We start from the raw sequence: 25535 nt of genomic DNA on the forward strand, positions 1-25535 counted from the left end.
CTACTTATCTCCGTTCTCAGTCCGAGTTTCGGACTCAAGTTCCTGAAGGCTCATGACAGCGATTTCATTGTCACGAAGCGCTTCGATACCTTGGACCGCGGCGGTAACGCCCTGAACTGTCGTCATGAGTGGTACGCCGTGTGCAACGGCTGCGGCGCGGATATCGTATCCGTCGTGGCGTGCACCTGAAGATCCTGCGGGCGTGTTCAGAATCAGGTCAATCTCACCATCGTTAATGCAGTCGACGATCGATTTGCCTTCCGCCCCGTTTCGGACGTCTGAGGCCTTCAATACGATCTCGCAAGGGATCCCATTCCTTCGCAGCATTTGGGCTGTGCCGCCTGTAGCCAGAATCTTGAATCCCATTGTGGAAAGGCGCTGAATTGGGAAAATCAGGGTTCTCTTGTCACGGTTAGCGACAGAAACGAATACTGTGCCTTCCGTCGGAAGTGCGCCAAAGGCTGCTGCCTCAGCCTTCGCGTAGGCAACTCCGAACGACGGCGCTAAGCCCATCACTTCGCCAGTCGACTTCATCTCTGGACCAAGGATGGTGTCGAGCATCGCTCCGTCCGGCCGACGGAAGCGGTTGAACGGCAACACGGCCTCTTTCACTGCGATTGGGTGATCAAGTGGCAGCGAGCCACCGTCGTAGTCACTCGGGATCATCTCTTCGGCCTTCAGCTCTGCGATGGTCGCACCCATCATCACACGAGCAGCCGCCTTGGCTAGGTGTACGCCGGTCGCCTTCGACACGAAAGGAACGGTTCGCGACGCACGCGGGTTGGCTTCAATGACGTAGAGGATGTCGTCTTTCAACGCGAACTGTACGTTCATCAGACCAGTAACGCCGATACCGTGCGCCAACGCCTCTGCAGAACGACGCACCTTTTCAATGTCCTCTGGCCCAATGGTCATCGGAGGCAGTGCACAGGCCGAATCGCCGGAGTGGATGCCGGCTTCCTCGATGTGTTCCATGACGCCACCGAGGTAGACGTCCTTACCATCCGAGAGCACGTCGACGTCGATCTCAATCGCGGAATCCAGGAAGCGGTCAACAAGCACAGGGTGATCCGGCGAGAGTTCGGTCGCGCGATTGATATAGTCTTCAAGGCTTTGCTCGTCGTAGACAATCTCCATGCCTCGACCGCCCAGCACGTAGGAAGGACGAACAAGGACGGGGTATCCAATCTCATTTGCTACTCGACGTGCCTCTTCGAAAGAAACGGCGGTACCGTACGCTGGCGCAGGCAGTTTGGCAGCGTCGAGCACCTTGCCAAACTCGCCCCGGTCTTCCGCGGAATCGATGGCTTCGGGGCTAGTTCCGACTACCGGCACCCCGGCGTCGGCGAGTCGCTGCGCGAGCCCGAGTGGCGTCTGACCACCCAACTGCACGATAACGCCTGCAACCGTGCCAGACAGAGACTCAGCGCGATAGATCTCCATGACATCTTCGAATGTCAGAGGCTCGAAGTAGAGCCTGTCAGCCGTGTCGTAGTCAGTGGAAACGGTCTCCGGGTTGCAGTTGATCATCACTGTCTCGTAGCCAACCCGCGAGAGCTCCAGCGCGGCGTGGACGCACGAGTAGTCAAACTCTATGCCTTGACCGATGCGGTTCGGGCCGGAGCCCAGGATCAGCACCTTCTCCTTATCGGAGGAGGCAACCTCAGACTCTGCCTCAGGATCCCATTCGTAAGCGGAGTAATGATACGGCGTCTGTGCTTCGAACTCACCCGCGCAAGTATCAACGGTCTTGTATACAGGGTGGACGCCAAGAGACCACCGGAGTGATCGTACGCCATCTTCGCCGGCTAGCTCAGGGCGAAGGGCAGCAATCTGTGCATCAGAGAGCCCGAAAACCTTCGCTTCACGGAGCAGCTCAGCGTCGAGAACGGGGGCGTCGATTAGCGCCTGGCGGAACTCAACGAGCGCTGCCAACTCAGCGAGGAACCACGGGTCAATCCCACTAGCTTCGTAGACCTGCTCGATGCTCGCGCCCAAGCGCAGCGCGAGTTCAACATCGTACATGCGCTTGTCGGTCGGGACGCGCAGATCCTGGAGGACAGCATCCACATCATTCTCACGACCCTCAGCAAAGTAGCTATCCGGCTTCGTCCAGAAACCGTTCGGCTTCTCTTCCATTGACCGCATGACCTTATTCAAGCCTTGGATGTAGTTGCGCCCAATGCCCATCGCTTCGCCAACAGCCTTCATCGAGGTGCCCAACGTCTCGTCTGATCCAGGGAACTTCTCGAACGTAAAGCGAGGCATCTTGACGATGACGTAGTCGAGCGTCGGCTCAAACGCGGCTGGGGTCACCCCGGTGATGTCGTTTTGAATCTCATCCAGCGTGTAGCCAATAGCCAGCTTGGAGGCGATCTTTGCAATCGGGAAGCCCGTCGCCTTCGACGCAAGAGCCGAAGAGCGAGAGACACGTGGGTTCATCTCAATTGTGATGATGCGCCCGTCAGTAGGGTTCACCGCGAACTGAATATTGCAGCCACCCGTATCGACGCCCACTTCGCGGATAATGGCGATACCCTGATCACGCATGGTCTGGAACTCCCGATCCGTCAGCGTCATAGCCGGCGCGACGGTGACAGAGTCACCTGTGTGGACACCAAGCGCATCAACGTTCTCGATTGAGGCGACCACGATGACGTTGTCATTGCGGTCGCGGACAAGCTCAAGCTCGAACTCCTTCCAGCCGAGAATAGACTCCTCGATCAGCACATTTGCCTCCGGGGAGGCATCAAGTCCCCCACCTGCGATGCGGTCAAGGTCCTCCATAGTGAACGCAAGACCAGAGCCAAGACCGCCCATGGTGAAGGAAGGACGGACAACGACCGGAAGCCCAAGCTCCTGGACAGTCTCGTGGACTTCATCCATCGAGTAGCACACACGTGAGCGGGCAGATTCACCGCCGATCTTCTCGACGATGTCCTTGAACTTCTGCCGATCCTCACCGCGCTCAATTGCATCGATGTTTGCGCCAATAAGCTCCACGTTATGCTTTGCCAGGATACCCTGGCGCTCAAGTTGGATCGCTGCGTTCAAGGCAGTTTGACCGCCGAGCGTTGGCAGAATCGCATCGACTGGATGCCCCTGCTCTGCTTCACGGGCCAAGATCATGTCGATGTAGCTTGGGTCAATCGGCTCAACATAGGTGTGATCCGCAAACTCCGGGTCCGTCATGATCGTTGCCGGGTTCGAGTTAATGAGCGTGACTCGTAGCCCTTCTTCCTTCAGGACGCGACAAGCCTGCGTCCCCGAGTAATCAAACTCGCACGCCTGGCCAATAACGATTGGCCCGGAGCCAATAACCATCACATGGTTGATATCTTCGCGCTTCATTGTGTGAATCTCCTCTAATGCTGGTTACTGGTTGTTCGGGCTTTTCGAGTCCATCAACGAGATGAACTGGTCAAACAGCGGGTTCGCATCGTGCGGTCCGGCGGCTGATTCGGGGTGATACTGCACGGAGTACGCCATGTTGTTGTCCAATGCCACGCCTTCGACGGTGCCGTCGTTGAGGCAGACATGTGTGATGGAAGCCGGGCCGAAATCTGTCTCGAATGTGTCGCCTTCCTTGCCGCGGAGGGCGAAACCGTGATTCTGGCTCGTGATATCAATCTTTCCCGTGCGCAGGTTCTTCACCGGAACGTTGACTCCCCGGTGGCCGTAGCGCAGCTTGTACGTCTCGAGGCCAAGCGCACGACCTAAGATTTGGTTACCGAAGCAGATCCCGAAGAATGGAATCTCAGCAGCGATAATATCGCGAACAATCGCCACCATCTCGTCTGCTGTGGATGGGTCTCCTGGACCGTTCGAGACGAACACACCATCCGGTCGGTACTGTTCAATATCCTTTAGCTGAGTATTCGCCGGCACCACGACGGTCTCAATGCCCCGCTGTGCAAACTGCATCGGCGTAGCAGTCTTAATGCCCATGTCGTAGGCGACGACGGTGTAACGCTTCTCGCCTTCAGCGGGGATAGTGTACGGCTGCTTCGTCGAGACCTCTTCGCTGAGGTCTGCCCCAGCCATCGCAGGCTGCTCGTTCACCAGCTTCACTAGCTCATCGACTGGACGCTCGGTGTCTCCACCGACGAAAATTCCTGCCGCAATAGAGCCGTGATTGCGGAGATGACGCACCAGAGTACGAGTGTCCACCCCGTAGACGCCCGGGATACCTTCGTTTTCCATCTGTTCTGCAAGGCTGCGTTTTGCGCGCCAGCTCGAGTGCACGGTGGAAGGATCGCGGATCACAAGGCCAGCAGCCCAGATCTTGTTGTCGTGGGACTCATTATCTTCGTCGTTCCAACCGGTGTTGCCGATCTGTGGGGCTGTAAGGGTCACGATCTGCTTGTGGTAGGACGGGTCAGTCATCGTTTCCTGGTAGCCCGTCATCGCGGTGCTAAACACTGCCTCTCCGAAGACCTGCTTCTTCGCCCCAAATGAGAAGCCTCGAAAAACCTTTCCGTCGCCAAGCACGAGAAGCGCTGGGATACGTTCATTAACCATATTGTTTAGTTCCTTTACTCGTTATCAGCTTGGTACGTAATAGCTCCACGCAGCATCGTCATTTTGACCTGCGCATTGAACTGCATTCCCTCGTATGGTGTGTTCGAGGCTTTCGACGCCAACTCTTCCGGCTCTACCGTCCACGGCGAATTCGGGTCGACCAAGGTGAGGTTTGCTGGTTCGCCAGCAGTAATCGGTCTCCCCTGGTCCTCCAGCCTCAAAATCTCAGCTGGTCTCTCACTCATTACCTTTGCGACGAACCGCCAGTCCGCCAACCCCGCTTCAACGAAGACACGCGCGATGATTGCCAGCGATGTCTCGAGCCCCAGCATGCCTGGCTTCGCGTGTTCAAACTCCACACACTTTTCTTCCGAACCGTGCGGGGCATGGTCCGTCGCAACTACGTCAATAATCCCGTTCAGCAAAGCGTCACGAAGCGCAATTGTGTCTCTGTGCTCACGCAGCGGCGGGTTTACCCGGAAGTTTCCGTTAAACGTTTCCAGCTTCTCATCTGTCAACAGCAGATGGTGCGGTGTAACCTCCGCCGTAATCTTTGAGGAATGCTGCTTCGCCAGGCGCAAGAGCTGAACAGTTCCTTCCGTCGAAGCGTGGCAGACGTGGAGACGTCCGCCGTAATCGCGCGACATGATCATATCCCTGGCGACAATCGATTCTTCAGCTACGCGCGGCCATCCACGAAGGCCCAGCTTCGCAGCCATTGGCCCTTCGTGAGCGCTGGCGTCTTCAGTCAGACGGTGATCCTCGGCGTGTTGTGCGAGCAGCACATCATATGCTTTCGCATATTCAATTGCGCGCCGCATGATTTGTGGATCGTTCACGCATTTTCCGTCGTCCGAGAACATACGAACATGGGACTTCGACATCAATCCCATCTCGGTGAGCTGCTTGCCCTCAAGCCCTTGCGTGATAGATCCAACCGGGTACACGTCACACTTACCGTAGCTTTGCCCCTTGTTCCACACCGCTTCAGCAAGGAATGGTTGGTCAATCACCGGCCGCGTATTAGCCATCGTAAACACGGCTGTAAAACCGCCCTTCGCAGCTGCGTCGGAACCTGTGGCGATGGTTTCCGTATCTTCCCTGCCCGGCTCACGGAGGTGGACGTGCATGTCCACCAGGCCAGGCAGCAGCACCCAACCCTGACCATCTAGTACTTCGTCAGCCTTCGAGGTATCGACGTCTTCCCCTACCGAAGCAATCTGCCCATCTTTGATCAGGACGTTTACGGTGGATTCGCCGTATGGCCGAACGTTTGTCAATGCAATTACTGACATTTCTAGCTATCCTCTCCAGCCAACAAAGCGAACAGCACAGCCATTCGCGTATAAACACCATTTGAGACCTGCTGCAGTACAGCAGTATTTTCGCGGTCTGCAACATCAAAGTTGATTTCCATACCGCGCAGCATTGGGCCCGGGTGCATGATGATGGCGCCAGGTTTCATTTGCTGTGCTCGCTGTTTGCTGAGTCCGAACAGCGTGGCGTACTCGCGGTGCGATGGGAAAAACCCGCCATGCATACGCTCTGCCTGAACGCGCAGCATCATTACAACGTCCGCGTCTGGAATCTCGGCATCAAAGTCGTAGCTGATACGGCATGGCCAGTACTCCGCCCCAACTGGCAACAGGGTTGGTGGTGCAACGAGTACGACATCCGCGCCAAGCTTCGACAGCAGTTGCACGTTGGAGCGTGCGACCCTTGAATGCAAAATATCGCCGACAATGATGATTTTCTTGCCGGCGATTTCACCAATCTTCTGACGCATCGTTACCGCATCAAGGAGCGCCTGCGTCGGGTGCTGGTTCTGGCCATCGCCCGCATTGACGACAGATACATTAGGAACCCAGTCAGCAATGAGTTTCGCTGCTCCAGACGATGGGTGGCGAACGACAATGGCGTCAGCGCCGACTGCAGCGATCGTCGAGGCCGTATCCTTCAGCGACTCGCCCTTCTTCACGGAAGAAGAGGACGCAGAAATATTGATGACGTCAGCGCTCATCCACTTACCTGCAGTCTCGAATGAGGAGCGCGTGCGCGTTGAATTCTCGTAAAACAGCGTGAAGATCGTACGTCCACGCAGCGTTGGTAGCTTTTTAATCTCGCGACCCTCGAGGGTTTCTCGGAACCGATCTGCCTCATCCATGATGAGGTGAATGTCGTTAACGCTGAGATCGTCGATCGAAATCAGGTGCTTCATTCGGTGGTGACCTCCTTGGTCAGCGTCACCGCATCGATGTCATCAATTGGGGTCAGAGACACCGTGACATCTTCAGCAATGGCGGTTGGAATGTTCTTGCCAACGTAGTCGGCGCGAATTGGTAGTTGGCGGTGTCCACGATCAACTAGGACTGCAAGCTGAATAGTGCGTGGTCGACCAAGATCTCGCAACGAATCGAGTGCCGCGCGGATGGTCCGACCGGAAAACAAAACATCATCTACGAGGATTATCGTTGCGTTATTGATCTCAACCGGAATGTTCGTCGGCATTAGCGCCCTATGAGGCTTGTCTCGGAGATCGTCTCGGTACAGCGTAATATCCAGGCTGCCTACGGGGACGGTGATCCCGGTAAAAGACTGAATCGCATCCGCGATCCGCTCTGCTAGTGGCACTCCCCCCGAAGGAATACCCAATAGGACTGGAGTGTCTGAAGACTCCGAATCAAGCGCATTCTTTTCAATGATCTGGTGCGCGATGCGTGCAATTGTTCGCTCAACGTCACGCTCATTTAATAGCGCAGACGTCACGCGTTGCTTGTCACTCATCGAACCTCCTTCCCCGCCTCGCTGTGCGGAATTTAAAGGATGTCGAAATTGGTATTTGTCTATGCTGAGACTGGTCAGAATTTTAGCACCTTCACAAAGGCGTCTCGCTATATCAGTCAATAATTCTCTTCACTAGATTGCTCGCTTCCCCTATACAGGTGTACCCGCCAAGTTTTCTGAGGATTCCGCATAGGTAGTTGGCCGACGAATGATTGGTAGGGTTGGAACAATGACGACGCAACAAATCCCTGACCAGCCCAGTCCGGTTTCGCTTGCAGATGTTGCAGCCATTTTTGAAAATGAGGACCTTGAGTACCGCATTGAAGAAAATATTTTGCGAAGCGGATTCGTCAACTGCGCGACTGTGTGCGCTTTGGATGATAGTTATCTGATTTTCGAATCCATTTGGCGCGGTGCTGTGCCACAAGAAATGGCTTCACACTTGCTCTTGGCAATGAACGAACATAACCAAACCCATTTTGCGCCAACCTTGCGTTTCTTCGAAAACGAAACAGGAAGCGATGCACCATCGCTGGCGGTGAGCGCAATCCGTACGACAGACGTCACAAACGGGTTAACACCAGATCAATTGGGCGCATTTATCGTCACATCGATCGAATCAACACTGCAGGCTTTTGATTTTCTGGAAACGTCATTTCCCACGTTAGTGAACTGGAAGGACCCCCACGTTGAGCACTAGTACTTCTACACCCCAGGTAACGATCGAACGCATCATTGAACAAATGCGGGGTCACGGCATCGAACTGTCCGATGATCCGACAGGGCGCGTCGCGCATGCAAACCTGAATGATTTCCATGTCTTGTTTGTACTCCTGGACACCGTGTTGATCGTCCGCGCCGATGCCGAAACAGACGTTCCTTCCGACTCCACAGATCCCTCACTCTATCTCGCCGCGAACCAGACGAACTCTTCGCTGCTCGGTTGCCGCGCGGTTGTGGCAAACAGAGGGGAGACACTAGTTGTCCGTTCTGAAAGCGAGATACACGTTGCCGCGGGCATGACCGATGAACAACTTTCGAGTGCTCTCCGCCGTAGTGTCGACCAGGTGCTCTATGCACAAAATATGATGAAAGTGCTATCAGAAACGATCGCTGAAGCCGCTCAACGCGGAAACTAAAAAGTGGGAGGCAACGCGTTGATTCGTTGCCTCCCACTTTTTACAACGGAAAACTCGTTAAGCTTCCTCGCCCTCCTGACCGTCAGCAGGTTCTTCTGCGTGAGTCTGAGACATTGGAGCATTTTCAGATTGCGATTGAATTACTCCGTCGAGCACCGCGTGGATATACGGCGCCGCTTTCGCGCCTGAGTACTGCGTAGCTAATTCAGCCGCATTCGAGATCGTGATTGGGGCATCAACCTCTGCGTTGAACAGGATCTCCCAGATACCTACGCGCAAGATCTGCCGATCCACTGCGGGGATTCGATCCAACTCCCAATCGCTGCTGAGAAACTTCTCGATTGCGTCGTCAATATCATCGAGCTGAAGGGCCACGCCCTCCACGATGGTCCGGGTATACGGAGCCACCGGGGCAATTTGATTCAGCGGGTTCTGAGACAGCGTCTCTCGGTCTTCGACAATAGCAACCGGGTCGATGTCTCTAGCTTCGGCTTCAAAGAGGATATCGACGGCTCTACGACGCGCACGGTATCGTGCGCCATGGCGTTTGAAATTCTCCATTAGTTGTTCACACGCGAAAGGTATTCACCAGTACGCGTATCAACCTTCACTACATTACCGGTCTCAAGAAACAGTGGGACCTGAATTTCGGCGCCGGTCTCCAGGGTTGCAGGCTTGGTGCCACCGGTGGAGCGATCGCCCTGCAGACCCGGCTCGGTGTGCTCAACCTTGAGATCGACCGAGATCGGTAGTTCTGCAAACAGTGCGTCGCCCTCGTAGAACGAGACCTGGACATGCATGTTTTCCAGCAGGAACTTTGCGGCATCACCGAACTTCTCTTCTGGAAGCTCGAACTGCTCAAAGGTCTTGTCGTCCATGACCACGTAGTTGGTTCCGTCGTTGTACAGGTAGGTCATGTCACGGCGGTCAACCGTTGCCGTGTCAACCTTAACGCCAGCGTTCCAGGTCTTGTCCACGGTTTTGCCGGAGACAACATCCTTCAACTTAGTACGAACGAAAGCTGGGCCTTTACCGGGCTTCACATGCTGGAACTCAACAATCTGCTGGAGTTTCCCATCTACCAACAGAACCAAACCGTTTTTAAAATCAGCAGTAGTTGCCACTTGAAGCCTTCCTTCTTTCTAACAATAGATGTGCTCTCGCAATCACAATTATGCTACAGCACGATGAGTTCCTTGGGGAACTGGGTGATAATACGTGGTGCACCGCTGGTGATAATCAGGGTGTCCTCAATTCGGACACCTCCCTTCCCAGGAACGTAAATACCCGGTTCGATGGTCAAGGTCATCGATGGTTCTAGCTCTCCAGTGCCAGTCAGCGCCGCGTATGGTCCCTCGTGCACATCCAACCCGATACCGTGACCCGTCGAGTGCACGAAGTATTCGCCGTAGCCCGCGTCTTCAATGATGCTTCTACATGCTTTGTCTACGTCGACTAACTTCGCACCTGCAACAGCCGCCTCGACACCTGCTTGCTGGGATTCACGAGTAACCTCGTAGATTTCGCGGAGAAACGCAGAAGGTTCCCCCACCGCAAATGTTCTTGTCATGTCGGAGTTGAACCCTGCACGGTACATTCCGAAATCAATCGTGACAAAGTCACCGTCTTCGATCACGCGATCAGAGGCACCATGGTGCGGCTTAGCCGAATTCAAACCCGACGCGACAATCGTGTCAAAGCTCGGGCGATCAGCGCCAAGCAATCGCATCCGGTATTCCAAGTTGGCAGCGACTTGGCGCTCTGACTGTCCTGCTGCGAGCTCACCGGCGTCAACTAGTTCGCGAAGCGCTGTCGATGCCAGCTCCGCGGCCTCAGCCAAGCGTTGAAGCTCCAGTTCATCTTTCACTAACCGAATTCCCTCGATTTGTTGCGCGACAGGCACCAACGTCACTCCTTCAGGACAAGCCTGCTTCAGAGCCTCAAGCTGCGATGCACTGACATAGTCTGCTTCGTACCCAACGCGGTGGCCCTCCACAACTACGCTCAGCAGTTCGGTGGCGACTTTTCGAGTGATAGTTGCCTCGATATCAGGAACTTCTTCTGCGACCTGCGTCGCGTATCGCCCGTCTGTTGTGATACGAGCTGAGCAGTCTTTGGAGATCAATAGCGCACCATTGGAACCAGAGAACCCAGACAAGTAACGGACATGCGTCAAATGGGTTACTAACATGTCGTCGATCCGGTGACCAGCTAAAAGAGACGCCAGCTTACGGCGCCGGTTTTCAAATCGAGTATCTGCTAAACCCATTGGGACTCCTTCAAGTCGTTGATAAATACTTGCATTGCAAGCTCGTAACCTTCCAGACCAAGACCGGCAATTACGCCACGCGCTAACGGCGACAAATACGAATGATGTCGGAAGGCCTCACGCGAGAAAATATTCGAAATGTGCACCTCCACAAACCCCGGACCGTCTCCCAACTCAACAACAGCATCGCGCAGCGCCACTGATGTATGCGTAAAACCGCCCGGATTAATGATGACAGGCCATTTATTGTCAGCCGCCTCGTGCACCCAATCGATCAAGTCGCCCTCGTGGTTGGACTGACGAACCTCAACATCCACGCCTGCCGCTGTAGCCTTGCTCTGCAGCCGCTGTGTGAGTGTCTCCAAGGTTTCGGCGCCATAGATTTCGGGCTGCCGCTTGCCGAGTCTATCCAAGTTTGGTCCGTTGAGAACAAGGATCATCATCGCGCTAGTCCCCCATCATGGCTTCGTAAGCAGCACGCATCTCTTCTTTGGTGGCATCTTCGATTCGTGTACAAGAACCGATACCATCGAGTACCACGAACCGAATGTGCCCGTTCTTATTCTTCTTATCGCGGGTCATTCCCTCATAGAGCTCATCGAACACGCCATGTTCGTAGCGCGTTGGCAACCCAGCCGCTTCAAGGATCGTACGGTGTAGCGAAACAACCGATTCGTCGATAAGTCCTCGCTGCAGCGCAAGGTACGCAACGAACATCATTCCCACAGCAACAGCATTTCCGTGCCGCCAACGATACTGCTCGCGTCGCTCGATTGCATGACCAAGCGTGTGCCCATAGTTCAAGATTTCACGGAGCCCCGACTCTTTGAGGTCCTTGGAGACAACGCCTGCTTTGACAGCGACAGAGCGCTCGATGAGCTCAGGCCAGTGACGAGAGGCACCCTCCTGAAATAGATCCAAAATCTTTGGGTCAGCGATAAAACCCGTCTTGATCAACTCCGCGGAGCCAGACACGATCTCTTCTTCTGGAAGGGTGTACACGCGTTCCAAGTCGATGAAGACGCCCTTCGGCTCATGAAATGCACCGACCAGGTTCTTACCTTCCGCTGTGTTCATCCCAGTCTTCCCGCCTACTGCGGCGTCCACCATTGCTAGCAATGTAGTTGGGACATGCACGACGTCAATGCCACGCATCCAAGTAGCAGCGATAAATCCACCCATATCAGTTGCTGCACCGCCGCCCACAGTGACCACGGCGTCCTGCCTCGAGAAACCGGCACGCCCAAGAACATCCCAAAGTTCACTTGCAACCGCAATGCTCTTGCCGTCCTCCGCATCAGGGACGGCCGCCAGGTGGGGGTCAATGTTATTGTTTTCTAAGTCTTGCGCGATACTTCGTGCAACGGCAGCTAGCGGAGGCTGATGCACGATCAGAGCCTTTCTCGCCCCGAGCGCCTGCACGTGATTACCGACCATCATAGTTGTGTCGTGGTCGATGAAGACCTGATACGGCTGGGGCCCACAAACATCCACTACTGCCATGACTTGCCTCTCTTGTCTCTAGGAATCGTTCTATTCGCTATCGATGACGCCTAACACTTCAGCAACGATGCGCTGTGGCGGACGATCGTCAGTGCGGACGCGGTAGTCAGCAACCTCGCGGTAGAAAGGCTCACGTTCAGTAAGCAACGCCTGGTAACGCGCTTCAGGGTCTTCTGCTGCCAGCACTGGACGAGTCCCGTCTCCTGCAGTCCGTCGAGTGCCCTCTTTCACCCCGACGTCAACCCACACGACAAGGTGGTTTTCTAACAGGGCTCTCGTCTCAGGCCGAACCACAGCGCCACCGCCTAGGCTCACAACGCCCTTGCACCCTAATACCTGCTTCACAACCTCATGCTCAAGATCACGAAACGCATCCTCCCCCAACGATGCATAGACTTCACCGCACGGTTTACACTCAGCTTGTTCGATTATCGAATCAGAATCCACGAACTGAAGGTTCAATGCCCTCCCTAATCGACGCCCAATCGTCGTCTTCCCAGCGCCTGGAGGGCCAACAAGCACGACTTTTGGAATACCGGACTCGCACGACCCTAGAACCTCATCTACGGCTGGTCGGGAACCTGTATCTGCGTTCACAGTCATCCTTTCTTTGCGGACTACTCCCCATCAAAACGGAAGCGCTGCGCAACGTATTGCTGATACGACGCAATGTTACGCCTCAACTCGTCGAGACTGTCCCCACCGAACTTTTTCAATGTCGCTTCCGCAAGCACAAGTGCCACCATCGCCTCTGCGACCACGCCTCCCGCTGGGACAGCACAGATATCGGATCGCTGATGAATACCCGTGGCCTCCGCGCCGGTAGCCATATCGATAGATTGCAGCGCGCGAGGCACCGTAGAAATCGGCTTGAAGGCAGCTCGCACACGAAGCTGCTCACCGTTGGTCATACCACCCTCAAGGCCACCGGCTCGGTTAGACAGCCGCTGAACCCGGCCATGTTTCAACGTAATCTCGTCGTGCGCTTGCGACCCTCTGCGCGTAGCAGTCTCAAAACCATCTCCGATTTCGACGCCCTTCACGGATTGAATGCTCATCAAGGCGCCCGCAAGCTGAGCGTCGAGGCGTGCTTCCCCAGAGATGTGGGAGCCCAGGCCGATAGGGAGGCCGTCGACAATTACCTCGACGACTCCACCCAAGGTGTCCCCTGCTTTCTTTGCGGATTCGATACACGCAACCATCGAGGCTTCTGCTTCCTTGCTCGCGGCACGTACCGGAGAGGCGTCGATAGCATCAATGTCAGCAAACGAAGGCAACACGTCACGATCAGGCACTGAGTCCCCAATTGAAACCACGTGCGAAAACACCTCAACGCCCAGGGCCTCACGCAAAAGTGCACGTGCAACCGCTCCTGCGGCGACTCGCGCAGCCGTTTCACGTGCTGACGAACGCTCAAGCACAGGTCGTGCCGAATCGAATCCGTATTTGATCATGCCTGGAAGATCCGCATGCCCTGGTCGCGGACGAGTCAACTTTGCACCACGCCCAGACGACATGGCCTTCTGCACATCTTCATTCGAAGTATCCAACGGATGCGGAGACATAATCGTCGTCCACTTTGGCCACTCGGTATTGCCGATCTGAATCGCGATCGGACTACCAATCGTGGTGCCGTGCACAACTCCAGCGAGCAGCTCCAGCTTGTCTTGCTCAAACTTCATCCGCGCGCCGCGTCCATACCCGAGACGGCGACGAGCGAGCTGATGTGCGATCTCCTGCTCAGTAATTGGCACGCCAGCAGGCATATCCTCAACAAGTGCTATCAGGGCTTGGCCGTGGGATTCTCCGGCAGTGGTCCAGCGAAACATGATGGCTATTCTGTCACACTTCTCATGAGAAGATGCAGTTTCCGGCATAGATTCCAATTACTGCCCAACTCGCCAACACCATCGACGGGCCATGTGGAACACGGCGAGACCTCACGAGTAACGCGAAACATACCGTGCAGAAGCTGCTTATAAACAACGCCGCAATAACACCGATGAATCCCCCAGCCGCTGCTGAAGCAACGCCCAGTGGAAGCGCGAGTTTGATGTCACCGCCACCAATGCCCTGTCCAAACAGCAAATAGGTAGCAGGCCAAAGCATACCCACAGATAAGAAGGGCTCGAACGCGACGGCAATGACAGCTACAACGCACAGTGGCAACGTGAGCCAATTAGGCAACCGCGTGTATTTCAGGTCGTACCAGCATGTCAGTATCGACCAGGCCAACCCCAGAGCGACCGCGCCCCAAACAGCTCCCCCCGCCATCTTCTAGTGACTTTGCTGCTCTAACGCGGTCCAATGCTCCACGAGCGCCGTTTCCATTTCTTCACGCGGCGCATTGCGTCCCGTGAACTGTTCGAACTGTGAGAACGCCTGCCCCGCTAGCATCGTCAGCCCCCCGACTGCTTTGTAACCGTTCGCGGCAGATTGGGATACCAGCGGAGTCGGCCACGGATCATATATGACGTCGAGCAACGGGGCGTGAGCCAGCTGCTGAACATAGGGCCGCAGCGTATCTGCGGGGACAGTCGAAACAACCACGTCAGCAGCAGCCGTAACTTTGAAAAGATCACTGTCAAAAGATACGAAGTTGCACCTAATGCCTTCCGTCAATCCTCGAAGCTCGCCGCTCCTATCTGAACGATTGATAACAGTAATTTCCTCAACCCCTCGTTCCCGAAGGGCCCAAATCACAGCCCGAGAAGTACCGCCGGCGCCGATCACGACCGCTCGTTGGATATCTGCTCCGCCAAGCAAACGGCGAAGCGCGTACAGCACTCCTTCGCAGTCAGTGTTATCCGCCCGCCACCCCTGGTGTGTGCGGACCAGGGTGTTCGCGGACCCGATCGCAATTGCCCGATCGGTTGCCCGATCCGCGACCTTTAACGCAGCAAACTTGCCGGGCATCGTAACTGAAAACCCTTGGAAACTCTCGTCCGCCTCAAGCACGACCCTGGGAAGGTCTGCTTCGACGCACTCAATCCTTGTGTAACGCCAATCATCGAGCCCCAGAGCCTTATACCCAGCGTGGTGCAAGACCGGTGAGAGTGAATGCTTAATCGGGGAACCGAGGACGGCTGCTTGGTACATTACTGCTCCCGGCTTCCTTCGCGCTGAGAATCGAGAATGCCAGAGTCATACGCGCGCTGCGTATCCTCCAAATGCTTATCAAAAGTGCGGTTAAAGACTGTCGTGCCATCCTTATCGATGGTCACAAAGAACAGCCAATCACCTTCTGCAGGCCGCTCCATCGCCTCAATTGCTTCCATCGATGGTGATGCAATCGGCGTTTGCGGTAGTCCATCCATCGCGTACGTGTTCCAAGGAGTGACCCGCTCACGGTCCTCACGTGACGTCGCAACCTCAACAGAGGGCAACCCATAGTTGACGGTCGAGTCAAACTCGAGACGCATAGGCTCTTTGAGACGGTTCAGGATAACTCGAGCCACCTTATCGAACTCTCCGGCAGGAGCCTCACGCTCAACCAGAGATGCAGCTACGACGAGTTCGTACGGAGTCAATCCAACTGACTTTGCCCTCGTGACTATGTCTGTCGCTTCATACTGCTTTGCAGATCGCGTAATCAAATCAGTGAGCACGGCCTCGGCAGACGCCCCTGGATCCACGATGTACTCACCCGGAGCAATAAGTCCTTCAAGACGTTTCGCGTCTCCCGCTCGAGCGTTCACTACCTCGAGTGCCCACTCTGGAACGCCGAGGCTCGCCGGATCCGCATCGGCCGCAACGTGGTGCAGCTCTTCAACAGTAACGCAACCAGGTTTAACTTCCTCACCACAAGAAACTTGCTGAATCATGGACAAGATACCAAGACGCCGTTGCCCACCAACGACGTTGACATCCATGAGCGTTGCACCCCCATAAACCTGTAGTGGCGTCACGCGCTTGGATGGGTCGAGCAGCGCAGCCACGGCACTGTCCGCACTCATCTCACCTTCCAAGCGGTAAAATCCAGGCTGAATGTTGTCCGAGTCCGCATTATTCGCAGCTGCAGTCTGGAACGCTCCGTTCGAAGCAACAATGCCACGTTCTTCAAGCTCAGGACCCAGCGACGAAATGTTCGAGCCCTCGGGGATCTCGACGACTTGTTCCTCACCATTGCCCGTACCGTTAAAATCGGCGTTTGTGCCGTTACGCATCACCGCGATCCAGGCAATCAATCCAATGATCAGCAAGATCGACGTTACGAGCACCGCCGTGCCCCGTGTACGTCGTTTCGAGGTTGTTGGGGTCGTCACGATTGATTCTCCTTGAAGTAATTCGTTCGGCCGTCCAGCCAGGATTGCAAAATCTCAACCGCCGCAGCTTGATCAATCACACTACGACCAGCGCGCTCGTTCACGCCGCTCGCACGCAAGGCGTGAGCTGCAGCAACAGTTGTTAGACGTTCATCAGCCATTCTTACGGGAAGCCCAGATCGTCGCCTAATCCGGAACGCGATCTCTTTCGCGTGTTTGACGCTACGTGAGCCGTGACCTTTTAAATCGCGTGGCAGACCAACAACAACTTCAACGATCTTGTACTCGTCGATGATGTCGATGATTCTATCGATATCTGCTCCGTCGCGATCTTTAAATCCTGTAACACGGGCAACAGTCTCAAGTGGAGTCGCTAGCTTTGCATCACGGTCTGACGATGCGACACCGATACGAACTGTACCGACGTCAATTCCGAGGCGACGTCCCGGCCCGGGATCTTGAACCCCGGGGCGATCGGGCTGCACCGTCATACCATCACTCCAACCGTTTACTCTGTGCCTTCCCTTAAAACCTACTGGTTTTTTGGGACAACGGATATCCAAATGCGGCGTGTCGCACTATTGATCCGTGCTTACGGGGCTTAGGCACCAAGTACGTCGCGGATTGCCTTGAAGCCGGCATCGATACCATCAGCGGAAGAGCCGGAGCCCTGAGCAAGGTTCGGCTTGCCGCCACCGCGCCCGTTGACGTATTCACCGAAGGACTTCACAAGTTCGCCAGCCTTGATCCCGCTCTCTACCGCCGCACTGGTAGCCGCAAACACGAACGGCACCTTGCCGCCGTTATCAGAGGCCAGCGCAATGACCGCGGCCTCACCTTCCAGCTTTCCGCGAAGGTCGTTCGCCAAGGTGCGAACATCGCCAGCTTCGATACCGTCGGGCAGCTTCGCAGCAATCACCGTGTACGCACCAATGGTCTCTGCGCGGTCCAAGAACTCGCCAGTCTTCGACAGCAACTGCTGACGGTGCAAATTCTCAATCTCTTTTTCAGCAGCTCGGAGCCGCTCTGTGAGCTGCGCAATGCGCTCCGGCAGCTGGCCTGTTGGAGTCTTGAGCTCAGCAGCGAGCCCCGAGGCCAGTGCAGCTTCTTTCGAAAAGTACTGGAAGGAGTCCATGCCGGAGTACGCCTCGATACGGCGTGCGCCAGAGCCAACAGAAGACTCGCCGAGCACAGCAACAGGTCCAATCTGTGACGAGTGCTCAACGTGTGTACCACCGCACAGCTCAATAGAGAACGGCCCGCCGATCTCTACCACCCGCACCTGGTCACCGTAGTTCTCGCCGAATAGCGCCATCGCGCCCATTTCCTTCGCCTTTGATAGCGACGTTTCGATGGTGTTAACCGCGAAGTCTGCGTCCACCGCCTGGTTCGTAATGGTTGCAATCTCCTGGAGCTGAGCATCAGTCAGCTGTTCGGTGTAGTTGAAGTCGAAACGCAGGTAGCCAGGCTTGTTCATCGAACCAGCCTGGACAGCGGTTGGGCCGAGCACCTGACGTAGCGCAGCGTGAATGAGGTGGGTAGCGGTATGCGCCTGTCGCGCCCCATGACGCCACTTCTCATCAACTTCAGCTTGTACCTGATCGCCGAGGCCAATGCCGCCATGTTCCACGGTTGCCTTGTGCACCCACAGTTTCTTGCCGATCTTCTGCACGTCATGAACTTGCAACATCGTATCGCCGACGCGAATCAGACCGCGGTCGGCCATCTGGCCGCCGGCTTCGGCGTACATCGGAGTGACGTCGAGAATAACCTCGACCTCATCGCCTTCCGCAGCCTCGTTCACCTTGTCACCGTCGCGGACGAGTCCGAGAACTCGGGCATCATGCTCAAGTTCTGAATACCCCACAAACTCGGTCGGGTGATTGTCCACCCACTCCCGATAGAGCGATTCATCAACGTTACGGTGCTTCTTCGCTTTATTGTCAGCCTTCGCCCGAGCTCGCTGCTCCTGCATGGCGGAGTTAAATGCGTCCATATCGACGTCAAGTCCGGCCTCATGCGCCATCTCCAACGTCAAGTCAATTGGGAAACCGTACGTGTCGTGGAGTTCGAATGCCTGCTGGCCAGGCAGAGTCTTCGCTCCGGATGCACGCAGTTGCTCGACTGTTTCGTCGAATCGGTGTGTACCGGATTCGAGGGTCTTCAAGAAGGCACGCTCTTCAGCCAAAGCAACCCGCAGGATACGTTCCCGGTTCTTCGCGATCTCCGGGAACGACGGCGTCATTGTATCCATAATGGTGTTCATAAAGACCTCAAGCACGTTCCCAGTTGCGCCTAGGAGACGTGCAGAGCGAACAATTCGGCGCAGCAAGCGGCGCAGAATGTAACCGCGCCCCTCGTTCGACGGCGTAACACCATCGAGAATGATCATCATGCCTGTACGCGAGTGGTCCGCAATCACGCGGAACCTTACATCATCTTCGTGCACTCCTGCGTCGTACTTAGTGCCGGTAAGCTCAACTGCCGCGTCAATAACCGGGCGGAGCAGATCTGTTTCATACACATTGTCGACGCCCTGCAGCAGGCAGGCAACGCGTTCGATGCCTAGCCCGGTATCGATGTTCTTCTTTGGCAACTCTCCGACGAGCTCAAAGTTGCCCTTCTTGTCGCCCTCACCGCGAATCGACTCCATGAAAACCAAGTTCCAGATCTCCATGTAGCGGTTATCGTCAGCGATTGGCCCGCCCTCTTTACCGTATTCAGGGCCACGGTCATAGTAGATCTCCGAGCACGGACCACATGGCCCAGGAATACCCATGGACCAGAAGTTGTCCTCCATGCCCATTCGCTGGATATGCGACGGATCTACCCCGATCTTGTTTTCCCAAATCGAAGCAGCCTCGTCGTCATCCAGATACACCGTCACCCACAGCCGCTCTGGGTCGAGGCCGTAACCGCCATCCTCTACGCTGCCCGTCAGCAGCTCCCATGCGTGAGTAATCGCGCCTTCCTTGAAATACTGGCCGAAGGAGAAGTTGCCGGCCATCTGGAAAAACGTATTGTGGCGAGTCGTGATACCTACTTCTTCAATATCAAGCGTTCTCACGCACTTTTGAATCGAAGTCGCTTTCCCATGTTCAAAGGGAGGGTTCTGTTGGCCAAGAAAATACGGCTTGAACGGAACCATGCCCGCATTCACGAACAGCAGTGTCGGATCGTCCAAGATAAGCGATGCGCTCGGAACTGGTGTATGTCCTGCACGAACGAAGTGCTGCGTAAAGCGCTCACGAATCTCATGGGTTTGCACGGAGTAGTTTCCTTTCAAGTTCGAATCAATCTCGAACTACTCTACCCCTCAACCACGTACTAACCTACGCAGCCTACCCAAGAACCCGGAAATTCTTCGCTCGTCACCGTGGTCCGTTGGTGTGTAGTAGACCGCATCCTCTAAGCCGTCGGGAATGTACTGTTGTTGTACTACCCCCTTCGGGTCATCATGCGGGTAGACATAACCGACTGCATTGCCCATCGCTTTCGCGCCCTCATAATGCCCGTCCCGTAAATGCGCTGGAACCGGGCCAATCTTTCCCGCGCGCACGTCCTCCTGGGCGCGGGTAATCGCCTGAATCACTGCTGGCGATTTTGGCGCGGTAGCCAAATGAATCGTCGCTTGTGCAAGTGTCAGTCGACCCTCAGGCATCCCGATCAGCTGTACCGCCTGCGCTGCGGCAACTGCAGTTTGCAACGCTGATGGATCGGCCATACCAATGTCCTCCGAAGCATGAATGACCAGCCTGCGGGCTATAAAGCGAGGATCCTCACCAGCTTCAATCATCCGTGCCAAATAGTGCAACGCTGCGTCGACATCTGAGCCTCGAATCGACTTGATGAATGCGGAAACTACGTCGTAGTGCTGGTCGCCGTCCCGGTCGTAACGCACCACCGCACGGTTCACGCTTTCCCTCACGACATCAAGAGTGATTGTCTCCCCCGGTTCGACTGATGCTGCAGCTGCCTCCAAGTACGTCAAACTGCGGCGTGCATCTCCACCCGCCAAGGCTATGAGTTGCGCTCGCGCGTCGTCGGCAAGCTTCACGGAACCCGCGAGCCCACGTTCGTCTTGTATCGCTCGATCAATCACCACGCCGAGGTCTTCAGCCGATAAGGATTCAAGTTTCAGAAGCAACGAGCGTGAAAGCAGCGGGGCTACCACGCTAAATGAGGGATTCTCCGTCGTAGCCGCTACAAGCAACACCGTGCGATTCTCGACGGCAGCTAACAGCGCATCCTGTTGAGTCTTAGAAAACCGATGAACCTCGTCAATAAACAGGACCGTGCTCTCACCCGAGATCAAATCTCTACGCGCTGCATCGATGACCGCGCGGATCTCCTTCACCCCTGAAGACAGTGCAGAAAGACCAACGAAGTTTTGCCCCATTGTTTTAGCGATCAACGAAGCGATGGTTGTTTTACCAGTACCGGGTGGACCGTAAAGAATCACTGAGGCTGCACCCGATCCCTCTACAAGTCGGCGTAGAGGTTTGCCCTCGGAAAGAAGGTGTTGCTGCCCAGCAACTTCATCCAAACTCTGAGGGCGCATTCGGGCAGCGAGTGGTGCACCGTGACCTGCTGCAAAAAAGTCTGAGCCACGTTGTGCGCTACCATCATTGGCAGTCTGCTGGCCACTAGTCGGTAAGGAGTTACCGAATAGATCACCCTGCGACATGTTTACTCTCCTCAAAAACTACCGCTCAGTCCCGGCAGGCCGACCACCTGTGAGAAAAGCCGGAGCCCCAACAACCTACACGGTTGCCGACGCTCCGGCACGCGTTTGTTTCATTGCGCCGGCTCATCCGTGCGCAATGTCGACGCTACTTCTTCGGTTTAAAATCAACGCCAGTCTCTTTACGCTGCTCGTCTGGAATAGGCGCAGGCGCATCCGTCAGTGGGTCTACGCCGCCGCCGGACTTCGGGAAGGCAATGACGTCACGAATGGAGTCAAACCCGCCAAGCAAGGACACAATGCGGTCCCAGCCGAATGCGATGCCGCCGTGCGGTGGCGCACCGTAAGCAAATGCCTCAAGCAGGAAGCCAAACTTCTCCTTGGCTTCTTCCTCGGTGATGCCCATGACTTCGAAGACACGCTGCTGGACGTCTCTCTCGTGAATACGAATGGATCCGCCACCGATTTCGTTGCCGTTGCAGACAATGTCGTATGCGTATGCCAGAGCTTCGCCTGGGTTCTTCTCGAAGTCTGCCTTGAATTCTGGCTTCGGCGAGGTAAACGCGTGGTGCACAGCGGTCCACTTCGAGTGGCCAAGCGCAACGTCTCCGGAGGCAGTAGCGTCAGCGGACGGCTCGAACATCGGAGCATCAACCACCCAAGTAAACGCCCAATCGCCTTCCTTAATCAGGCCAAGCTTGCGAGCGATTTCCCCTCGCGCTGCGCCGAGCAATGCACGGGCACTCTTCGCGTCACCTGCTGCAAAGAAGATGCAGTCACCAGGCTTCGCACCGACGTGTGCTGCAATGCCGGCCTTCTCTTCCTCAGTGATGTTCTTCGCAACAGGACCACCGAGCTCGCCATCCTCCTGCACCAAGATGTACGCCAGGCCCTTCGCGCCGCGCTGCTTTGCCCAATCCTGCCAGGCATCAAGCTGACGGCGGGGCTGAGAAGCGCCACCATCCATGACAACGGCACCAACGTAGTCATTCTGGAAGACGCGGAAAGTCGTGTCTTTGAAAAACTCAGTGCAGTCCACTAGCTGAATATCGAAACGAAGGTCCGGCTTGTCCGAGCCGTACTTCTCCATCGCGTCTTTGTATGTCATGCGCGGGATCGGAGTTGAGACCTCGTAGCCGATCAGCTTCCACAACTCAACAACGATCTGCTCCGCGAGAGCGATGATGTCATCCTGGTCGATAAAGCTGGCCTCGATATCGAGCTGTGTGAACTCCGGCTGGCGGTCCGCACGGAAGTCTTCGTCGCGGTAGCAGCGCGCGATCTGGTAGTAGCGTTCCATGCCGCTGACCATCAAAAGCTGTTTGAACAGCTGTGGCGACTGCGGCAATGCGTACCAGGTACCAGGGCGCAAACGGGCCGGCACCAGGAAATCACGCGCACCTTCAGGGGTAGAACGGGTCAACGTTGGCGTTTCAATTTCCGTGAAATCATTCGCATCCAACACCTTACGTGCTGCGCGATTCGCCGCTGCGCGGAGGCGAAGTGCTGCGGCCTGTCGCTCGCGACGAAGGTCAAGGTAGCGGTACTTCAAGCGAGTCTCTTCGCCTACCTCGTTCGAAGAGGCGTCCTCAATCTGGAACGGCAGCGCAGCAGCCTTGTTGAGCACCTTCAGCTCAGAAACGTTGACCTCGATCTCACCCGACGCCAGGTTCGGGTTAGCCGAGCCCTCTGGGCGTGGTTCAACAACACCAGTTACCTGAATGCAGTACTCGCTACGCAAATCGTGCGCAGCTTCAGCGACTTCCGAATCCCTAAAAACCACCTGCGCGTAGCCAGAGCGGTCACGCAAGTCGATAAAAATAACGCCACCGTGGTCGCGCCTACGGCCTACCCAACCTGCCAGCGTGACGGTTTGTCCTTCGAGGTCTTTGCGGAGCTCGCCCGCGAGATGAGTGCGCAGCACAGTCTGTTCCACGTCCTTCCACGTGAGGTACAACATTAACTGTTGAAAGTGTACTCCCTTTGTCTCGCATGCGAAGGGACGGGTCCGAAGACCGTACCAATTCCCCATAAACGCATGCGCCTATGGCATGCTTGTCTCATGACGTTTAACAGCAACTATCAGCGCGGAAGTGGCTACGCAAAGACTGGTTCGGGTGGGCGGCGTGGCGTCCCAATCGCCGCAGGCGGTGGTATTGGCGGACTTGTACTCATAGTCCTCTTTATCGCACTGGGCGGAAATCCGGCTGATCTCATCGAGCAATCTCCATCCGGCACAGAGTCGGATTCGAGCTACTCCTTGGAGCATTGCAACGAGGACAACGCTGCAAACAAATATGACGACTGCCGGGTCGAGGCAGCCGGCGTATCCGTCAACGGTGTTTGGAAAACGCTTTTGCCAGAGCAAGCTGGCCTTGACTACACCGAACCAGGCCTCACCTTGTTCCGGGACGCGACGCAGACTGGCTGCGGGTACGCTTCCTCAGCTACCGGTCCTTTCTATTGCCCCGCCGACCAAACAGCGTACTTTGACACCACGTTTTTTGAGCAGCTCAATGCACTCGGCGGGAACGACGCCCCGTTCACGCAAATGTATGTGACGGCTCACGAGTTTGGACACCACGTGCAGCAGATTGAGGGCACCCTCGGTCTCAGCAACTATAACGATCCTGGTGAGCATTCTGCTGCCGTAGCTATCGAAATGCAGGCCGACTGCTACGCGGGTATCTGGGCGCATTACGCGGACAAGGGTGACAACGCATTGCTTGAGCCGCTAACTGAAGACGACGTCCTCGCTGCAATTGAGACCGCACAAGCTATCGGGGACGACAACATCCAACGCCGCTCGGGCGGCGACGTCAACCCTGATACCTGGACACATGGTTCTTCTGAGCAGCGAAAGACTGCGTTTATGTCCGGGTACAGGACCGGCAAAATGTCCGCCTGCGACACTCTCAACCGTGGCGTCTACAAGGGCTAAATCTTTCTGGTGATGTAACATCGCGCGCATGTCACACAATGCAGTCAGCGTCGTTGATTTGTTCAGCATCGGAATCGGCCCATCGTCTTCTCATACGGTGGGCCCTATGCGTGCCGCGCTTGCATTTATCGAGGATTTGAGTGAAGCGCCCGCCGCAGTCAAGGTTGAGCTGCGAGGCTCCTTGGCGGCAACGGGTGTGGGCCACGGAACCGACCGAGCTGTGCTACTGGGACTTGTCGGTTATACCCCACTTACTACTTCTGCGGACACCCGGCCGCTTCCTGGTGAGCTCATTCCAGAACGAGGGCACATCCAAGGTCCAGAGCGTGAACTCGACTATGAAGTCGCGATGAACCCGGTGCCCGTCGCTAAGCACCCAAACTGCCTGATTTTCGATGCGTGGAACGCCGAGGGCGTGCGCATCGCTTCCCGTAAAGAGTACTACTCCGTTGGCGGTGGTTTTATCCTCGACCGCACGCAGATGGAAGCAAACCGCGACCAGGCGGGCGTCGCCACCGTACGCGATGCGGTTAACGTCCCCTACCCATTTTCCGATGGTGCGTCCCTAATGCGCCAGTGCGAAACTCATCAGCTATCTATCGCAGAACTCATGCGTGCGAACGAAGAAGCGATACACGGCAAGGACGTCCTGGATGCTCACCTCGACGCGGTCTGGGACACCATGCAAGAGTGCGTCGCCCACGGCCTAAAAACGGAAGGTGAGCTTCCAGGTGGACTATCAGTTCGTCGCCGCGCTCCTCGGCTACATCGCTTATTGACGGCCGAATACGAGGCCTCCGCATCTCGCGGCCTTGACGCGATGGAATGGGTCAACTTGTACGCTCTCGCTGTCAATGAGGAAAACGCCGCGCACGGGCGCATCGTGACCGCCCCGACGAATGGTGCGGCGGGGATTATCCCGGCCGTCATGCACTACTGCCGGGATTTTACCGACGACTTCGACCGGGATGCTGCGCATCAGTTCCTGCTGACCGCTGGAGCGATCGGCGCCATCATTAAGACGAACGCCTCCATTTCCGGTGCCGAAGTTGGGTGTCAGGGCGAGGTAGGGTCCGCATCGTCCATGGCCGCAGCCGGTATGTGCGCAATTCTGGGCGGCACTCCGCAGCAGATAGAGAACGCTGCCGAGATTGGCCTCGAGCACAACCTCGGACTCACATGTGATCCAGTGGCTGGCCTTGTGCAGATTCCTTGCATAGAACGAAATGCCATCGGAGCGGTGAAATCAATCAACGCGGCCCGCCTAGCCAAGCTTGGTGATGGAACCAATAAAGTCACGCTCGATGATGTAGTAGAAACGATGGCAGCGACAGGCCACGACATGATGAGCAAGTACAAAGAGACGTCAATGGGAGGCCTCGCTGTACAGCTTGGCCTCCCGGTCAACATCACTGAGTGCTAAATCAGG

At 55.9% G+C, this 25535-nt stretch carries 23 protein-coding genes; 4 read left to right on the forward strand and 19 right to left on the reverse strand.

What is annotated here, in order from left to right; genetic code table 11:
• Genes carB through pyrR form a run of 5 tightly spaced genes read right to left on the reverse strand, consistent with a single transcriptional unit; the run spans position 1 to position 7305 of the window.
• Positions 1–3351 (reverse strand): carbamoyl-phosphate synthase large subunit, encoded by a 3351-nt coding sequence (gene carB / locus KBP54_RS06230; protein WP_256005038.1) that lies wholly within the window; start codon positions 3349–3351, stop codon positions 1–3.
• A gap of 24 nt (positions 3352–3375) precedes the next feature.
• Positions 3376–4521 carry a glutamine-hydrolyzing carbamoyl-phosphate synthase small subunit gene (carA, locus tag KBP54_RS06235; protein WP_256005040.1) on the reverse strand — a complete coding sequence of 382 codons (1146 nt, stop codon included), beginning with the start codon at positions 4519–4521 and terminating at the stop codon, positions 3376–3378.
• A 14-nt stretch (positions 4522–4535) separates the two neighbouring features.
• Positions 4536–5816, reverse strand: a complete 1281-nt coding sequence (locus KBP54_RS06240) for a dihydroorotase (RefSeq protein WP_070362401.1) — start codon at positions 5814–5816, stop codon at positions 4536–4538.
• Positions 5817–5818: 2 nt separating this feature from the next.
• A complete protein-coding gene (locus tag KBP54_RS06245; RefSeq protein WP_070362400.1) occupies positions 5819–6739 on the reverse strand; it encodes an aspartate carbamoyltransferase catalytic subunit in 921 nt (306 codons plus the stop codon).
• Entirely contained in the window at positions 6736–7305 is a 570-nt protein-coding gene (gene pyrR / locus KBP54_RS06250; protein WP_070362399.1) for a bifunctional pyr operon transcriptional regulator/uracil phosphoribosyltransferase PyrR, read from the reverse strand. The genes KBP54_RS06245 and pyrR overlap by 4 nt, the downstream gene beginning before the upstream one ends.
• A 229-nt stretch (positions 7306–7534) precedes the next feature.
• Between pyrR and KBP54_RS06255 the strand changes: the two genes are divergently transcribed.
• Positions 7535–8005, forward strand: a complete 471-nt coding sequence (locus KBP54_RS06255; protein ID WP_070362398.1) for a type III secretion system chaperone family protein — start codon at positions 7535–7537, stop codon at positions 8003–8005.
• Positions 7995–8444, forward strand: coding sequence for a YbjN domain-containing protein (locus tag KBP54_RS06260; protein WP_070362397.1), 450 nt, complete (start codon positions 7995–7997; stop codon positions 8442–8444). The genes KBP54_RS06255 and KBP54_RS06260 overlap by 11 nt, the downstream gene beginning before the upstream one ends.
• Before the next feature lie 57 nt (positions 8445–8501).
• Here the strand turns inward: KBP54_RS06260 and nusB are convergent, their stop codons facing one another.
• From nusB to aspS, 14 genes are all read right to left on the reverse strand, one after another.
• On the reverse strand, positions 8502–9005 hold the full coding sequence (nusB, locus tag KBP54_RS06265) for a transcription antitermination factor NusB (protein ID WP_070362396.1): 504 nt from the start codon (positions 9003–9005) through the stop codon (positions 8502–8504).
• On the reverse strand, positions 9005–9568 hold the full coding sequence (gene efp, locus KBP54_RS06270) for an elongation factor P (RefSeq protein WP_070362395.1): 564 nt from the start codon (positions 9566–9568) through the stop codon (positions 9005–9007). Before efp ends, nusB begins: the two co-directional genes overlap by 1 nt.
• 53 nt (positions 9569–9621) lie before the next feature.
• The gene (locus KBP54_RS06275) at positions 9622–10713 is read right to left on the reverse strand and encodes an aminopeptidase P family protein (RefSeq protein WP_070362394.1); all 1092 of its coding nucleotides are present in this window, start codon (positions 10711–10713) and stop codon (positions 9622–9624) included.
• A complete protein-coding gene (gene aroQ, locus KBP54_RS06280; RefSeq protein ID WP_070362393.1) occupies positions 10704–11156 on the reverse strand; it encodes a type II 3-dehydroquinate dehydratase in 453 nt (150 codons plus the stop codon). The genes KBP54_RS06275 and aroQ overlap by 10 nt, the downstream gene beginning before the upstream one ends.
• A gap of 4 nt (positions 11157–11160) precedes the next feature.
• Entirely contained in the window at positions 11161–12216 is a 1056-nt protein-coding gene (gene aroB, locus KBP54_RS06285) for a 3-dehydroquinate synthase (protein ID WP_070362392.1), read from the reverse strand.
• Between the two features lie 30 nt (positions 12217–12246).
• Positions 12247–12750: a shikimate kinase gene (locus KBP54_RS06290; protein ID WP_070363510.1), complete on the reverse strand. Its 504-nt coding sequence runs from the start codon at positions 12748–12750 to the stop codon at positions 12247–12249.
• Between the two features lie 83 nt (positions 12751–12833).
• Positions 12834–14045, reverse strand: a complete 1212-nt coding sequence (gene aroC / locus KBP54_RS06295; protein WP_070362391.1) for a chorismate synthase — start codon at positions 14043–14045, stop codon at positions 12834–12836.
• Between the two features lie 22 nt (positions 14046–14067).
• Positions 14068–14490, reverse strand: a complete 423-nt coding sequence (locus tag KBP54_RS06300; RefSeq protein ID WP_084028576.1) for a prepilin peptidase — start codon at positions 14488–14490, stop codon at positions 14068–14070.
• A gap of 3 nt (positions 14491–14493) precedes the next feature.
• Positions 14494–15315, reverse strand: coding sequence for a shikimate dehydrogenase (locus KBP54_RS06305; RefSeq protein WP_070362390.1), 822 nt, complete (start codon positions 15313–15315; stop codon positions 14494–14496).
• Positions 15315–16481, reverse strand: a complete 1167-nt coding sequence (gene mltG / locus KBP54_RS06310; protein ID WP_070362389.1) for an endolytic transglycosylase MltG — start codon at positions 16479–16481, stop codon at positions 15315–15317. Before mltG ends, KBP54_RS06305 begins: the two co-directional genes overlap by 1 nt.
• A complete protein-coding gene (ruvX, locus tag KBP54_RS06315) occupies positions 16478–16972 on the reverse strand; it encodes a Holliday junction resolvase RuvX (RefSeq protein WP_070362388.1) in 495 nt (164 codons plus the stop codon). Before ruvX ends, mltG begins: the two co-directional genes overlap by 4 nt.
• Positions 16973–17082: 110 nt before the next feature.
• Positions 17083–19749: an alanine--tRNA ligase gene (gene alaS, locus KBP54_RS06320; RefSeq protein ID WP_070362387.1), complete on the reverse strand. Its 2667-nt coding sequence runs from the start codon at positions 19747–19749 to the stop codon at positions 17083–17085.
• 48 nt (positions 19750–19797) lie between these two features.
• Positions 19798–21168, reverse strand: a complete 1371-nt coding sequence (locus tag KBP54_RS06325; protein ID WP_256000221.1) for a replication-associated recombination protein A — start codon at positions 21166–21168, stop codon at positions 19798–19800.
• A gap of 145 nt (positions 21169–21313) precedes the next feature.
• The gene (gene aspS / locus KBP54_RS06330; protein WP_070977190.1) at positions 21314–23089 is read right to left on the reverse strand and encodes an aspartate--tRNA ligase; all 1776 of its coding nucleotides are present in this window, start codon (positions 23087–23089) and stop codon (positions 21314–21316) included.
• Positions 23090–23227: 138 nt separating this feature from the next.
• On the opposite strand from aspS, the gene ypfJ reads away from it, so the two are divergent.
• Both ypfJ and KBP54_RS06340 read left to right on the forward strand, forming a co-directional pair.
• The gene (gene ypfJ / locus KBP54_RS06335) at positions 23228–24106 is read left to right on the forward strand and encodes a KPN_02809 family neutral zinc metallopeptidase (RefSeq protein ID WP_256005045.1); all 879 of its coding nucleotides are present in this window, start codon (positions 23228–23230) and stop codon (positions 24104–24106) included.
• A gap of 28 nt (positions 24107–24134) precedes the next feature.
• Entirely contained in the window at positions 24135–25529 is a 1395-nt protein-coding gene (locus KBP54_RS06340; RefSeq protein WP_070362384.1) for an L-serine ammonia-lyase, read from the forward strand.
• Positions 25530–25535 lie beyond the last annotated feature (6 nt).

Source organism: Corynebacterium pseudogenitalium (assembly GCF_024453815.1).
In the GTDB taxonomy this organism is placed as follows: domain Bacteria; phylum Actinomycetota; class Actinomycetes; order Mycobacteriales; family Mycobacteriaceae; genus Corynebacterium; species Corynebacterium pseudogenitalium.

Coding starts and splice junctions, on each gene's coding strand:
- nusB (WP_070362396.1), bottom strand. CDS start 9,005: ATGGAGAATTTCAAACGCCATGGCGCACGATACCGTGCGCGTCGTAGA.
- KBP54_RS06255 (WP_070362398.1), top strand. CDS start 7,535: ATGACGACGCAACAAATCCCTGACCAGCCCAGTCCGGTTTCGCTTGCA.
- aroB (WP_070362392.1), bottom strand. CDS start 12,216: ATGGCAGTAGTGGATGTTTGTGGGCCCCAGCCGTATCAGGTCTTCATC.
- aroC (WP_070362391.1), bottom strand. CDS start 14,045: ATGTTTCGCTGGACCACTGCCGGAGAATCCCACGGCCAAGCCCTGATA.
- carA (WP_256005040.1), bottom strand. CDS start 4,521: ATGGTTAATGAACGTATCCCAGCGCTTCTCGTGCTTGGCGACGGAAAG.
- KBP54_RS06325 (WP_256000221.1), bottom strand. CDS start 21,168: ATGTCGCAGGGTGATCTATTCGGTAACTCCTTACCGACTAGTGGCCAG.
- KBP54_RS06300 (WP_084028576.1), bottom strand. CDS start 14,490: ATGGCGGGGGGAGCTGTTTGGGGCGCGGTCGCTCTGGGGTTGGCCTGG.
- pyrR (WP_070362399.1), bottom strand. CDS start 7,305: ATGAGTGACAAGCAACGCGTGACGTCTGCGCTATTAAATGAGCGTGAC.
- ruvX (WP_070362388.1), bottom strand. CDS start 16,972: ATGACGGTGCAGCCCGATCGCCCCGGGGTTCAAGATCCCGGGCCGGGA.
- carB (WP_256005038.1), bottom strand. CDS start 3,351: ATGAAGCGCGAAGATATCAACCATGTGATGGTTATTGGCTCCGGGCCA.
- KBP54_RS06240 (WP_070362401.1), bottom strand. CDS start 5,816: ATGTCAGTAATTGCATTGACAAACGTTCGGCCATACGGCGAATCCACC.
- KBP54_RS06305 (WP_070362390.1), bottom strand. CDS start 15,315: ATGTACCAAGCAGCCGTCCTCGGTTCCCCGATTAAGCATTCACTCTCA.
- KBP54_RS06340 (WP_070362384.1), top strand. CDS start 24,135: ATGTCACACAATGCAGTCAGCGTCGTTGATTTGTTCAGCATCGGAATC.
- aroQ (WP_070362393.1), bottom strand. CDS start 11,156: ATGATGATCCTTGTTCTCAACGGACCAAACTTGGATAGACTCGGCAAG.
- KBP54_RS06245 (WP_070362400.1), bottom strand. CDS start 6,739: ATGAAGCACCTGATTTCGATCGACGATCTCAGCGTTAACGACATTCAC.
- KBP54_RS06275 (WP_070362394.1), bottom strand. CDS start 10,713: ATGGGTTTAGCAGATACTCGATTTGAAAACCGGCGCCGTAAGCTGGCG.
- ypfJ (WP_256005045.1), top strand. CDS start 23,228: ATGACGTTTAACAGCAACTATCAGCGCGGAAGTGGCTACGCAAAGACT.